Annotated in this window: 13 protein-coding genes; 4 read left to right on the forward strand and 9 right to left on the reverse strand. The window is 71.9% G+C overall.

The genetic code is table 11. The features are described 5' to 3' along the window. Positions 1–394, forward strand: a 394-nt coding sequence (locus CLV40_RS39160) for a hypothetical protein (RefSeq protein ID WP_104482549.1), incomplete at its 5' end; no start/stop codon positions are given. 665 nt (positions 395–1,059) lie between these two features. Here the strand turns inward: CLV40_RS39160 and CLV40_RS30940 are convergent. From CLV40_RS30940 to CLV40_RS30980, 9 genes are all read right to left on the reverse strand, one after another. Then, complete coding sequence (locus tag CLV40_RS30940) at positions 1,060–1,635, reverse strand: DUF4240 domain-containing protein (RefSeq protein WP_104482550.1); 576 nt, start codon at positions 1,633–1,635, stop codon at positions 1,060–1,062. 30 nt (positions 1,636–1,665) lie between these two features. Next, a complete protein-coding gene (locus CLV40_RS30945; RefSeq protein WP_104482551.1) occupies positions 1,666–2,778 on the reverse strand; it encodes an acyl-CoA dehydrogenase family protein in 1,113 nt (370 codons plus the stop codon). Further along, positions 2,775–3,179, reverse strand: coding sequence for a RidA family protein (locus CLV40_RS30950; RefSeq protein ID WP_104482552.1), 405 nt, complete (start codon positions 3,177–3,179; stop codon positions 2,775–2,777). Before CLV40_RS30950 ends, CLV40_RS30945 begins: the two co-directional genes overlap by 4 nt. Continuing rightward, complete coding sequence (locus CLV40_RS30955) at positions 3,176–3,994, reverse strand: enoyl-CoA hydratase family protein (RefSeq protein WP_104482553.1); 819 nt, start codon at positions 3,992–3,994, stop codon at positions 3,176–3,178. Before CLV40_RS30955 ends, CLV40_RS30950 begins: the two co-directional genes overlap by 4 nt. 73 nt (positions 3,995–4,067) lie before the next feature. Next, positions 4,068–4,754, reverse strand: a complete 687-nt coding sequence (locus CLV40_RS30960) for an SDR family NAD(P)-dependent oxidoreductase (protein ID WP_104482554.1) — start codon at positions 4,752–4,754, stop codon at positions 4,068–4,070. Beyond that, entirely contained in the window at positions 4,751–6,271 is a 1,521-nt protein-coding gene (locus CLV40_RS30965; RefSeq protein WP_104482555.1) for a benzoate-CoA ligase family protein, read from the reverse strand. The genes CLV40_RS30960 and CLV40_RS30965 overlap by 4 nt, the downstream gene beginning before the upstream one ends. Beyond that, positions 6,261–7,043 carry a creatininase family protein gene (locus CLV40_RS30970; protein ID WP_104482556.1) on the reverse strand — a complete coding sequence of 261 codons (783 nt, stop codon included), beginning with the start codon at positions 7,041–7,043 and terminating at the stop codon, positions 6,261–6,263. Before CLV40_RS30970 ends, CLV40_RS30965 begins: the two co-directional genes overlap by 11 nt. Then, positions 7,040–9,022 (reverse strand): FAD-dependent monooxygenase, encoded by a 1,983-nt coding sequence (locus CLV40_RS30975; RefSeq protein ID WP_104482557.1) that lies wholly within the window; start codon positions 9,020–9,022, stop codon positions 7,040–7,042. Before CLV40_RS30975 ends, CLV40_RS30970 begins: the two co-directional genes overlap by 4 nt. Then, positions 9,022–9,873, reverse strand: coding sequence for an LLM class flavin-dependent oxidoreductase (locus CLV40_RS30980; RefSeq protein WP_181043847.1), 852 nt, complete (start codon positions 9,871–9,873; stop codon positions 9,022–9,024). The genes CLV40_RS30975 and CLV40_RS30980 overlap by 1 nt, the downstream gene beginning before the upstream one ends. Positions 9,874–9,934: 61 nt before the next feature. Here CLV40_RS30980 and CLV40_RS30985 point away from each other — a divergent pair, with 61 nt between their 5' ends. The 3 genes from CLV40_RS30985 to CLV40_RS30995 are packed head-to-tail and all read left to right on the forward strand — an operon-like array spanning position 9,935 to position 12,719. Then, positions 9,935–10,762, forward strand: a complete 828-nt coding sequence (locus CLV40_RS30985) for a PaaX family transcriptional regulator (protein WP_245931677.1) — start codon at positions 9,935–9,937, stop codon at positions 10,760–10,762. Further along, positions 10,759–11,565: a tryptophan 2,3-dioxygenase gene (locus tag CLV40_RS30990; RefSeq protein WP_104482560.1), complete on the forward strand. Its 807-nt coding sequence runs from the start codon at positions 10,759–10,761 to the stop codon at positions 11,563–11,565. The genes CLV40_RS30985 and CLV40_RS30990 overlap by 4 nt, the downstream gene beginning before the upstream one ends. Continuing rightward, the gene (locus CLV40_RS30995) at positions 11,562–12,719 is read left to right on the forward strand and encodes a kynureninase/PvdN C-terminal domain-containing protein (RefSeq protein WP_104482561.1); all 1,158 of its coding nucleotides are present in this window, start codon (positions 11,562–11,564) and stop codon (positions 12,717–12,719) included. The genes CLV40_RS30990 and CLV40_RS30995 overlap by 4 nt, the downstream gene beginning before the upstream one ends. Positions 12,720–12,730: the final 11 nt, after the last annotated feature.

Consider the following 12,730-nt stretch of genomic DNA (forward strand, 5'->3'; position numbering starts at 1 on the left):
CCGAGAGAAACTCCTCCTTGATCCCGCCAAAACCGTCTCCTTCCAGAGAACCCAATTCTACTTGGTCCACTGTCCGGAAACTTCGAAGCACCTCACTACAGCTAGGCAGCGGGTGTTGGCTGAGCTGCGTGGTGAGGGGTGGGAGTTGGAGCTGACCTCGCCTGGGGCGCCGTTCCAGCTTGAGGGGCGTGCTCCATCGGGGGAGGAGTTCTACTTTCGGTGTCGGTGGAGTACGTGCTCGCTGGAGTTCGGTGACTTTGACGATCCAGCCTGGTATGGCGAGTATGAGATTGAGGACGGCGGTGAGTACGCGGCCAGCAATATCGAGCCGGATGAGGCGGTTCGTGTTCTGAGGTTGCTCCATGAGCGGTGGTTGGCGGAGTCTGGGCGCTGATCTTCCGGTCCGTGCTCGTTCGCGGTGCGGGGTGCTGCTTGGGGCGGTGGCTGGGGTGATCGGTCTGGCTGTTCGCGGGGAGCTGTGTGGCCTTGATCGGGTGAACTTGCTCTGCGGGGCCTGCGGTGGGCTGCTGGGCGTGGGTGGGCTGGGCGCGTTGGGTTTGTCCGGCTGTTCGCGGAAAGATGGGCGGCCTTGATTGAGTGAACTTGCTTTGCGCGGGGCCCCTACGAACCTGCGGTGAGGAAGAGCGGTGGGGAGGGGCAAGCCCACCCCACCCGCGGGAGAGCTTGGCAGGCTCGTCCCCCCACGCAAAGCAAGTCCACCCAATCAAGGCGTATGACGGGGGCGCGTCGCGTTCGGTGGGGGCTGGGATTCTGCGCGGTCTTGGGGTGGGTCCGGTACTGCCGTGTTGTGTTGGGTTGGGGTTGGGATCCTGCGGTGGTTATGGGGCGGGTTCGGTAGGGCCGTGTTGGGTTGGGTGGGGGCTAGGACTCTGCTGCGGCTTCTGGGGGTGGCTGGGGAGAGAGGTGGTTGGGGAGAGGGAATGCTGGGGAGAGGGAAGGGGCGCCCGGCATGCGGTGAGGGCCGTGAGGTCGTTGGTGAGCGGGTGGAGCGCTGGTGCGATGCGGTGGGAGAGCGGTTGTGCGGTGGGGGTGCGGGGCTTAGTCGCCGCGTAGGGAGGTTTGGGAGTGGGCGAAGAGGGTGGAAAGGTGGGGGAGGCGGGCCTGTAGTTGGGCTGGGTCGGCCAGGTCCCACGGGGCGTCTTGGGGGTTTGGGGCCGTGGGGAGGTCCAGGGACTCCAGGCCGCACTCCTGGCCGGTGGCCTCTTGGTGGGCCTCGTGGGCCGCGTAGTCCAGGCTCTCCCACTCCGGCCAGTCGCGGTCTGCCCATTCCTTCATCGGTTTGGCCGCGAGGACGCGGATGCTTTCCACCTCCGCCAACGTGTCCGGGTCGTCCACCGCCCTCTCGAACGTGTCGCGGCCCAGGGTCAGCAGCCACAGCTGGAAGGACCAGAAGCTGTCGTCCGAGCACCAGCCGTCGTGGATGAGTCTGGCGGCGGCGCGCATGGTCCAGGTGTCGGCTTTGTGGTGGACGGTGGCGAGGCGTTGGGCGAAGTCGATGATCTGGGGGACGGGGAGGCGGGTCAGCTCCTCCGTGAGCCACTCCGTGCGCTCGTCGCGGTCGCCGGGTTGTTCCGCCGTTCGGCCTATCAGTTGCCAGAACGCCTCGTCGGTCATGTACCGATCATGGCAGGCCGGGGTGACAGTTCAGCGGAACAGGTTGCGGGCGATGATCTCCCGCTGGATCTCCGAGGCGCCTTCGTAGATGCGCGGGGCGCGTACTTCCCGGTAGAGGTGCTCCAGCAGGTGTCCGCGTTCCAGGGCTCGGGCGCCGTGGACCTGCACGGCCAAGTCGACGGCCACCTGGGCGGTTTCGGTGGCGAAGAGCTTGGCCATGGCGGAGAGGTGGCCGGTTTCGCCGGGGCGCTCGTCGTAGGCGCACGCCGCGTCGTGGACCATGAGGCGGGCGGCGTGCAGGCGGGTCGCGACGTCGGCCAGTTGGTGGGACACGCCCTGGAACGCAGACAGGGCGCGGCCGAAGGCCTGGCGCTGGGCGGCGTGGGCGACGGCTGCGTCCAACGCGGCCTGGGCCATGCCGACGGCGAAGGCGCCGACGCTGGGGCGGAACATGTCGAGGGTGCGCATCGCGACGGACCAGCCGCCGTCGACCTCGCCGAGGACCTGGTCGGGGTCGACGCGCACGGCGTCGAAGCGCAAGCGGCCGATCGGGTGGGGTGCGAGCAGGTCGATGTGGTCGCCGTCGAGGCCGGGGGAGTCGCGGGGGACGGCGAACGCGGTGATGCCCTTGGCGCCGTTGTCGGTCGTGCGGGCGAAAACCGAGTAGACATCGGCTTCGGGGGCGTGGGAGATGTAGGTCTTCTCGCCGGTCAGCCGGAAGCCGTCGCCGTCGCGGTCGGCGCGCAGGCGCAGGCGGGCGGCGTCCGAGCCCGCTTCCGGTTCGGTGAGGGCGAAGCCCACGGCGGCCTCGCCCCGGGCGATCCGCGGGAGCCACCGGGTCCGGACCGGATCGGTGCCCGCCAGCAGGATGGGGTACGCGCCGAGGCCCTGGAGGGCGAACGCGGTCTCCGCCTCGGTGCAGTGCCGGGCCAGGGCTTCCCGGATCACGCACAGGACAAGCGCTTTCGTCGTGGTTCCGTCGGCGGGGAACAGGTGGGCGAGGAGGCCGTGGGTCGCCAGGGAGCGGAGCAGGTCGCGGTTCAGTCGACCGGGCTCGCCCTGGTGTGCTCGGGTCGCTAGTGGACCTTTGGCGAGGTGTTCGGCGTGTTGCCGTAGTTCCTGGTACTCGGTGGGGAGGTTCATGTCGGGATCACCGCCGTGGCCACCAACTCGATCATCGCCTCGGTGTCGAACAACTCCGCCACGCCCAGCAGCGCGACGGCCGGGTAGTGCTTTCCGAAGTGCTTGCGCCACAACGGGCCCAGTTCCGGCAGGGCAGCCTTGTACGCGGCCACACTCGTGACGTAGATGATCACGGACACCAGGTGGGGCGCCTCCGACCCGGCCGCGGTCAGTGTCGAGACGACGTTTCCCGCCGCCCGGTCGAACTGCTCGGCCATCGTCTCCCCGACGATCGCGCCGGTCGGGTCCTGCGCCGTTTGGCCGCCGAGGTGCACGGTCCGCCCCGGTGCGGCGACGACGGCGTGCGCGAACCCGACCGGCGGCGCGAGGTCGGGTGCGGTGACGATCCGGTGCGGGGTCATTTCCCCCGCCAAACCGGGGAGACCCCCGCTTTCCACGCGTCGTAGAACTCGGCGTGGTCGTCGGACTTCATCAGCAGCGCCTGGGTGATGGCCTCGAGTTCGATCGACGCGCCCAGGTCCATGTCCTGCTCGCGGGTCAGCAGCACCTTCGTCGTCGAGTAGGCCAGCGCCGGGCCGTCGGCCAGCCGCCGGGCCAGTGCCTCGGTGGCGGCGGGCAGGTCGTCGACGGTGGTGCCCAACCCCAGCCACTCGGCGCGCTTCGCGTCGACCTTGTCGCCGAGGATGAGCAGTTCGGTCGCCCGCCCCAGCCCGATGAGCCGGGGCAGCAGGTACGCCGACCCCATGTCCGCCCCGGCCAAGCCGACGCGGGTGAACAGGAACGCGAAGGACGCCTTCTGGTCCAGCAGCCGGAAGTCCGACGCCAGGGCCAGCACCGCGCCCGCCCCGGCCGCCACCCCGTTGACCGACGCGACGACCGGCAGCGGGCACTCCCGCAGCGCCTTGACGACCGCGCCGGTCAGCCGGGTGAACTCCAGCAACTCCACCGGTTTCATCGCGCGCAGCGCCCCGATGATCTCCTCGACGTCGCCGCCGGAGCAGAAGCCGCGCCCGGTGCCGCGCAGCACCAGCACCTTCGCGTCGCCCCGGTGCGGCAACTCGGCGACCAGGTCGCGCAGGTCGGCGTAGACCTCGAAGGTCAACGCGTTCAGCTTCTCCGGCCGGTCCAGCGTCACCGTCGCGACCCCGTCGGCGACGGTGACGCCGAAGTGCTCCCACGCCGAGGTGAACCCGGCGGACGCCCGAAACGGACTCAACTCCCGTCCCCTCTCCCGAACTGGTGGCTCCGGCGGCCCGTCGAGCGCCGCCGGAGCCGGTGAACCGCGCCGGTCACGGCGAACCACCGCCGTCCAGCACGAGCGTTTGACCATTTACCGCGCCCGCTTCGGGTGCGGCGAGGAACAGCACCGCGAAGGCCACCTCGTCCGGTTCCAGGAGTCTGCCCAGCGGGGACGCGGAGGCCAGCGCGGACTCGGCCTCCTCCGGGGTGCGGCCGGTGCGGTCGACTATGGCGCGGATCGACTCCGCCGTCAGGTCCGTGCGCACGAAGGTCGGGCACACGGCGTTCGAGGTCACGCCGGTGCCCGCCACCTCGGCCGCGACCGCGCGCATCAGACCGACGGCGCTGTGTTTGGCGGCGGTGTAGGCGGAGGTGTAGCGCGAGCCGACGCGGCCCGCTGTGGAGGCGACCGTGACGACCCGGCCCATGTTGCGTTCCAGCATGCTGGGGATCACGGCGCGGGTGCAGAGGAAGGCGCCCAAGGCGTTGACGTTGTGGTGGTCCTGCCATTGGTCGACGGTTGTCCGGGCCAGGGGTGCGCTCGCGGCCATGCCCGCGTTGTTCACCAGGACGTCGACAGGTCCCAAGCCCGCGAACAGGTCGACCACGGCGGACTCGTCGGTCACGTCGCAGTCGGCTCGGCCCAGGGCGACCACCTCGTCACCCGCCGCGTGGAAACGGGCCGCGATCGCGGCGCCGATGCCGCGCGTGCCGCCGGTCACCACAACCCGCCTCATGACGCGTCCAGGGTGCGGAGGGCTCGGCGATCGAGTTTTCCGTTGGTGGTGCGTGGAAGTTCGTCGACGAAGACGACGCGCTCCGGTGTCTTGTGTGGGGACAGTCGCTCGCGCACGTATCGGCGCAGGTCGTCGGGGTCGATCCCGGGGGCGGACACCACCACGAACGCGTACGGCCGCACCAAGCCGTCCCGCTCGCGCCCCAGCACCGCGCACTCGACCACATCCGGGTGGCCGATCAGGCAGTGCTCGATCTCGCTCGGCGCCACCCAGATCCCGCTCACCTTCAGCAGGTCGTCCGCCCGCCCCCGGTACCGGAAGGTGCCATCCGGGTCGCGGCTCACCAGGTCTCCCGTGTGGACGGTCCCATCACCGAGGAACGTGGTGGCGGACTTCTCCGCGTCGCCGACGTACTCCAGCGCGGCCGTCGACCCCGTGACCTCCAACGTGCCGATCTCACCGTCCGGCACGTCTTGGCCGTCCGGGTCGACGACGCGCGCGGTGTAGCCGGGTACCAGGGAACCGATGCTGCCCGTGCGGGTCGAGCCCGGGCGGTTGGAGATGTAGATGTGGTACAGCTCCGACGACCCGATCCCGTCGACCACCTCGACACCGAAAGTGTTGTGCCACTTGCGGTGCAACTCCGGGGGTAGCGCCTCGCCCGCCGACGTGCACAGTCGCAGGCAGCTCAGGTCCTGGTCGTCCGCGAGGGGGTGGGCGACCATCGCCGCCATCATCGTCGGCACGTTCACCAGCACTGTCGGCCGGTGTTCGGCGATCAGCGCGAACACCCGCTCCGGCGTCGTGCGCTCCGGGAACACGATCCCGGCACCGCCGACGCCGAACGGGTACAGCGCGGCGAGGTCCCGGGCGTAGCCGAAGAACAGCTTCGGCACCGGCAGCACGACGTCGTCCGGCCCGAGCCCCAGGACCCCGCGCGCGTACCCGTCGAAGCCCGCCAGGGGGCTGCGCGCGGTGTGCGGGCAGGCTTTTGGCGCACCGGTGCTGCCGGTCGTGAACTTCCACAGCACCACGTCGTCCGGGCCGACCGGCGCCGAGTCCAAAGAGGACGAAGCGGCGGCGGCCAGGGCGTCCAGGTCGTGCTCGCCGTCGCGCAGGTCGGCGGGGCCGACGACGAGCCGGGCGCGGTCCCGCGCGCCCGCCTCGCGGAGCCGGTCGAGGGTGATCGAGTCGGCGATGACCGCGGTGGCGTCGGTGTAGTTGAGGTAGTAGGCGTAGTCCTTGACCGTCAAGAACGTGTACGTCTCGGCCGTCACCGCGCCGATCTTCTGCGCCGCGAACCAGGCGGCCACGAACTCCACGCCGTCGGCCAGGGCCAGCAGCACCCGGTCGCCCGGTCGCACGCCGACGTCGAGCAGGACGTTGCCGATGCGGTTGGTCAGCGCGGTGAGTTCGCCGTAGGTCAAGGGGCCGGTCGGGCCGAGCAGGGCTGTGCGGTCGGGGTCTTGGTCGAGGAAGCGGGTGGCGAGGTTGTACGCCCCGCGGTCACGGTGCACCTTCTCTCCTCTCTCGCCGGTGCGCGGCTTGGTCGCGGATCGCCTCGACCAGCAGCGCGGTGAGCTGCGTGAACGTGTCCGTACCCTCGTCGGCGGTGGCCTCGGCGGGTGCCCCGCAGTAGGCCTGGGACATGCCCATCGCGAGGAAGTCCCGACGTCCCGCGCCCATCTCGGCGGGCAGGTCGACGGGGACGGCGGGCAGCGCGGACATGGCCGCGGTGTCGACGAGGTCGGGCCGCTCGGCGAGGACCAGCGAGGTTTCGTAGCGGCCCGCGTGGCAGGAGCCCGACCGGAACTCCGCGGTCAGCCGCGCGACGGCCGCGCGGCGCAGCAGGTCCAGGTATCCCGTGCGGACACCGCGCTCGGCGAGCGTGTCGACCGCGCGGCGCAGTGTCCGGACGTGCGCGGGTTCGAAGTGGTTGTTGACCACGACGACGTCCGGGAACCCTTGTGCGTCGAGGGAAAGGCAGATCTCGACGACGACGTTGTGCACGGTCTCCGCGCCCACGCTGATCGCCCCGGGGAAGCCCGCCGCGAAATCCGTTACGCCGTAAGGCAAGGCGGGCAGAACCAGCACGTGGACCTCGGGATCGTCGGCCAGCCGCGCGGCGGCCCGGGCGCACATGCCCGCCGAGATGATCGGGTCGGTGTCCAGCGGCGCGTGCGGGCCGTGCGGTTCGATCGCGCCGACCGGGAGCAGCAGGACCGGCGTGCGCGGGCCGTCCCGCAGGGCCGCGACCTGGGGCGAGGTGAGGTCGGCGAACCGGGTCACGGCTTCGCCCCGGGACGCGGGTCGGCGAGCAGGCACAGGTCGGCCCGACCCGCCGCGACCACGGTGTTCACCTCGTCGAGCGTCGTCAGGTAGCCGCCGACCATGGTGCGCACGCCCGCTCCGTTGCGCACGCGGTCCGACAGCGTGGTCAGGTAGCCACGTCGGTACTCGGGGTGGAAGTCCGGGCGCGTGTGGCCCGCGCGGATGTGCACCAGGTCCACGCCGTGCTCGCGCAGCAGTCGCGCGAAGGCGGTGCCGTCCTCGATCGTGGCGCCCTTGGGGGACCAGTCGGTGACGGTCAACCGCGCCGACAGCGTGCCTGGCCACGCGGCCCGGACGGCGTCGAACACGGCCAAGGGGAAGGCGTGCGGCTTGGCCCACTCGTCGGACCGGCGGTTGGTCAGCGGGGAACGGAACCCTGCCAGCAGGTGCCCGTCGGCGATATCGAGTTCCAGCAGGTCAATGCCGGTCCCGGCGGCGCGCGCGGCGGTGTCGGCGAAGGCCCGGAGGACCCCGTCGAGGTCGGTCAGCTCGGTCGGGACGGGCGCGAACGGACCGTAGGGAACGGGCGAAGCCGCGACGAGCGGTCCCTGCGTGCCGCGCGCGCCCGCGTGCGTCAGCCGCAGACCCAGCCGGGCGCCCGCCTCGCGCACCTTCTCCGCATACGCCCGCCACGCGGCTTCCTCGAACAGCGGCGTGTCCGGGGTGAGCCTGCCCTCGGGCGTGACCGCGACCGGTTCGCCCAGCACCAGCCCGATCCCCGCCTCCGCGCGCGCGACTGCGGAGTCCACATCGGACACTTCGGCGGCCAGCCGGTTCGGCAGCCCCAGCAGCGGCGCGAACAGCGGCGGCGGCGCGACCGCGTCCGGCCCGCGCCCGGCGAACCACGCGTCGACCGACCGCACCAGCGCCGGGTCGCGCTGGGCGAGCGTGCCGTGGGTGATCCGGCCGCTGCGGGTGAGGAGGTTGAACGCGAACTGGACCGGCTCGAACCCCGTGTAGTGCCCGGTCCGGCCGAAGTACGCCGCGCTGTCGCCCGCCGCCTGCTGGAACCGGTCGACGACCGGTTGCCGCTCCAGTTCGTAGTCGGTCAGCGCCGCGGCCAGGTCGGTGCCGTGCCGGTCCAGCGCGGCGGCCAAGGCGATCGAGTCCTCCATCGCCAGTTTCGTGCCGGAGCCGATGGAGAAGTGCGCGGTGTGCGCGGCGTCGCCGAGCAGCACCAGGTTCCCCCGGTGCCAACTCGGGCACCGCACCAGCGGGAAGTCCAGCCACAGCGACCGGTTCGACCGCAGCCGGTGCCCGGCCAGGTCGTCGGCGAACAGGCGCTCGCAGAACGCGATGCTGTCCTCTTCGGACATCTCGGCCAGCCCGGCCCGCCGCCACACCGGCTCCGCGCACTCCACGATCCACGTGCTGGTGTGCTCGTCGAACGGGTACGCGTGCGCCTGGAACAGGCCGAACTCCGTCGGCCGGAACGCGAAGGTGAACGAGTCCAGCACCAGGTCGGTGCCGAACCACACGTACTTCCCGCCCTGCGGCACCACCTTCGCCTTGAAGCGCGCCGACCGCACCCGGCTGTTCGCGCCGTCGGCCGCGACCCGCAGGTCGGCCTCCGGTGGCTCGTCGACCTCGCTGTGGAACCGCAGGTCTGCGCCCAGTTCGGCGGCGCGGCGCTGGAGGATGCCCAGAAGGTGGCGACGGGAGATCGCGGTGAACGAGTGGCCGGTCGAGCGCAGCACCTCGCCCCGGTAGCGGATGTCGATCGTGGACCAGCGGGCGAACGAGTCGGTGATCTCCAGGTGGGTGCGGGGGTCGGCGTCGCGCAGCGCGCCCATGGTCTCCTCGGAGAACACCACGCCCCAGCCGAAGGTGGCGTCCGGGGCGTTGCGCTCGTGCACCACGACGTCGTGGCCCGCCTTACGCAGCAGGATCGCCAGGTACAGCCCGGCGGGCCCGGCGCCCGCGATCGACACCTCCATCAGGCGGACCCCCCGTCGACGACCTCGGCGATCCGGTTGAGGTCGCCCGCGTCGGCGCTGGTCGGGAAGAGGACCAGCTCGTCGCAGCCCGCTTCGGCGTACCCGCGGATGACGTCCCGGACCGCGCGCACCGACGTCAGGGCGCCCGCCGCGATCTTGTCGGCGAACGGGCCGGTGAAGGCGTAGTAGTCGCGCAGGTAGTCCCGGCCCGCGTCCGGGTCGCCGATCGCCAGGTACGCCTGCCCCCACAGCAGCGGCTCACCCGCGCGACCCAGGTCCTGCCAGGCCGCGCGCGCCTTCGCCGCCGCCGACGCGAACGCGCGGGGCGGGCCGCCGCCGTGCGCGTAGCCGTCGCCGTAGCGGGCCATGCGGGCCAGGGCCGAGCCGCTGGTGCCGCCGACCAGCAGCGGGATGCCGGGGGCGCCGAACGGGGCCGCCGGGCCGACACCGGACTCCGCGACCGGACCGCGCAAGTACGCCAGCTGCCGCGACAGCGCGGCGCCCCGGGTGCGGTGGTCGACCTCGGCGGCGGCGTAGTCGTCGAGCCGCGCGCCGATGCCCAGGCCGAGGGTGAGCCTGCCGCCGGAGAGCGCCTGCACGGACAGGGCCTGCTTGGCCAGCGCGGCCGGGGTCCGCAGCGGGCCGATGGCGATCATCGTGGCCAGCCGTACCCGGCTGGTCACCGCCGCGGCCGCGGCGAGGGCGGCGAACGGCTCGATCGAGTCGTAGCGCAGCCGGTCCAGCACGGCGACCGCGTCGAACGGGCCCGCGTCGGCCAGCCGCGCCCAGTCGAGCAGGGCGGAGCCGTCGCACCCGGGGACCGTGTTGGGGAGTCCGATTCCGATCCGCACCAGCGTCACACCCTTGTGGCCGGGGTCACTGCGGAAAAACGTTACGGTTGACCTCGCTCAGGTGTCAACTAAGCTCGGCGAGGTGTTCGACCCCGCACCCCAGGACCTCGTGCTGACGATTCTCGGCGCGCACCTGCGTCCCCGCGACCGCACCACGGTGTGGTCCGGCGGGCTGGTCTCGCTGCTGGTCGAGTTCGGTTTCACCCCCGGCGCCGCGCGCGTGGCCCTGACCCGCCTCGTCCAGCGCGACCTGCTGGAACGCGTCCGCGACGGCCGCATGGTGCACTACCGGCTCACCGACCGCGCGGCCGCCGTGCTGGTCGACGGCGACCGCCGGATCTTCACCGTCGGCACCGGCGTCGACCCGGCGCGCGGCCAGTGGACCGTGCTCTGGCACGCCATCCCCGAGGAGCAGCGCGTCGCCCGCACCCGGCTGGTGCGCAGGCTGCGGTTCCTCGGCTTCGGACCGGTGCAGGACGGCACCTGGCTGGCGCCGCGCGACCGGGTCGCCGAGGTCGACGCGCTGCTCGCCGACCTGGGGGTGACCGCGCACGCCGGTGTGCTGCTCGGCGCGCCCGCCGGGGCGGGCGACTTCGCCGACTTCGCGCGCCGGGTCTGGGACCTGGCCGCGCTGGCGGCCCGGTACGAGGCGTTCGTGGCGGAGTTCGCGCCCGCCAGGGAACCGGTCGACGACCCGCGCACCGCGTTCCACTTACGGGTGCGGCTCATCCACGTCTACCGGCAGTTCGCCACCCTCGACCCCGAACTGCCCGAGGACCTGGTGCCCGCGCCGCCGCACCGCGCCGCGGCCGTCGCCCTGTTCCACGACGCCTACCCCGTACTGGCCGCACCCGCCCAGCACCACTTCGACGAAGCGATGAAGCCGTGAGCGAAACGAACCCCGCCGACACCCAGGCGGCGTTGACCTACACCTCCTACCTGTCCCTCGACGAGGTGCTCACCGCGCAGCACCCGCGCTCGGACGAGCACGACGAACTGCTGTTCATCGTCATCCACCAGGTCTACGAGCTGTGGTTCAAGCAGCTGCTGCACGAACTCGGCCTGGTGCAGAACGTCCTGGAACGCGGCGACACCGCGCACGCGGTCCGCACGCTGCGCCGGGTGCTGACGATCCTCAAGGTGAACGTGGCCCAGATCGACGTGCTGGAAACCATGACGCCCCGGCAGTTCACCAGTTTCCGCGCCCGGCTGGACGCCTCCAGCGGGTTCCAGTCCGCGCAGTTCCGCGAGCTGGAAGCGGTGCTGGGGCGGCGGGACCGGCGGGCGTTCGCGCACTACCCGGAGGGCGGGGAGCAGCGGGCGCGGATCGCGGCGGCGATGGACCGGCGGTCGCTGTACGACTCCTTCCTGCGGTACCTGGTCTCGCACGGGTACGAGGTCCCGGCTTCCCTGCTGAAGCGGGATGTGGCAGAGCCCGCCGAGGCTTCGCCCGAACTGCAAGAGGTTCTGCTCGCGGTGTACGCGGACGACTCGGGGCCGTCGACGGTGGCCGAGCACCTGGTCGACCTCGACGAAGGGTTGCAGGAGTGGCGGTACCGGCACGTGAAGATGGTCGAGCGGACGATCGGGGCCAAGCCGGGGACCGGCGGGTCGGCGGGGGCGGCGTACCTGCGGGGGACGCTGTTCGAGGCCGCGTTCCCGGACCTGTGGGCCGTGCGGAGCAGGCTGTGAGGGCGGAGGAGCTGGCGCCGCGCTACGCGCGGTTCGGGGTCGGCTCGCGGCTGCTGCTGACCGGGCACTCGCACCAGGCGTGGCCGGACGTCGCGCTGGAGGGCCAGATCGCGGCCTTCGACGACGCGGCGCTGGCGGTGGACGAGAAGTGGTCGCGGGCGTTCGCGAAGGCCGACCGGGTGCGCGCCGGGTTCGCGTCGTGGCTGGGCGAGCCGGGAGCGGACATCGCGCTGGGGGCGAACACGCACGAGCTGGTGGTGCGGTTCCTGTCCGCTGTGGACTTGACCGGTCGGCCGAAGTTGGTGACCACCGACGGCGAGTTCCACACGCTGCGGCGGCAGCTGGGTCGGTTGGCCGAGGAGTTCGTGCGGATCGTGCGGGTGCCCGCCGAGCCGGTGGCGACGCTCGCCGAGCGGCTCGCGTCCGAAGTGGACGACCGGACAGCGGCCGTGCTGGTGTCGGCGGTGCTGTTCGAGACGTCGCGGATCGTGCCGGGGCTGGCCGCGGTGGCCGCGGCGTGCGAACGGCACGGGGTGGAGCTGCTGGTCGACGCCTACCACACGCTGGGGGTCGTGCCGTTCGACACGGCGGGGCTGTCGGACGCGTGGATCGTCGGCGGCGGGTACAAGTACTTGCAGTTGGGGGAGGGGAACTGCTTCCTCCGGCTGCCGCCGCACGCGCAGGAGCTGCGCCCGCTCGTGACGGGCTGGTTCGCCGAGTTCGACGCGTTGGCCGACGAGCGCGACCCGACGCTGGTGGCGTACGGGCCGGGGGCGACGCGGTTCGCGGGGTCGACGTACGACCCGACGAGCCACTACCGGGCGGCCAGGGTGATGGACTTCTTCGTCGACCTCGGACTCGACGCCCCGCTGCTGCGGGAGATCTCCCTGCTGCAGACCGGGTTGATCGTCGAGGCGTTCGACGCGTTGGGGCTGCCGGAGTCGGTGATCACGCTGGACCGGGCGGATCGCGTGGAGTTCGGGGGGTTTGTCGCCTTTCACGCCGAACGGGCCGGGGAGTTCCAGCGGGCACTGGCCGAACGCGGTGTGCTGTCGGACAGCCGGGGGAGCTACCTGCGGTTCGGGCCCGCGCCCTATTTGCGTGATTCGCAACTGCTGGACGCCGTGGCGGCGCTGGGCGAGGTCGCGCGCTGAGCCGTCCGCGC

It is taken from the genome of Actinokineospora auranticolor, from assembly GCF_002934265.1.
In the GTDB taxonomy this organism is placed as follows: Bacteria; Actinomycetota; Actinomycetes; order Mycobacteriales; family Pseudonocardiaceae; genus Actinokineospora; species Actinokineospora auranticolor.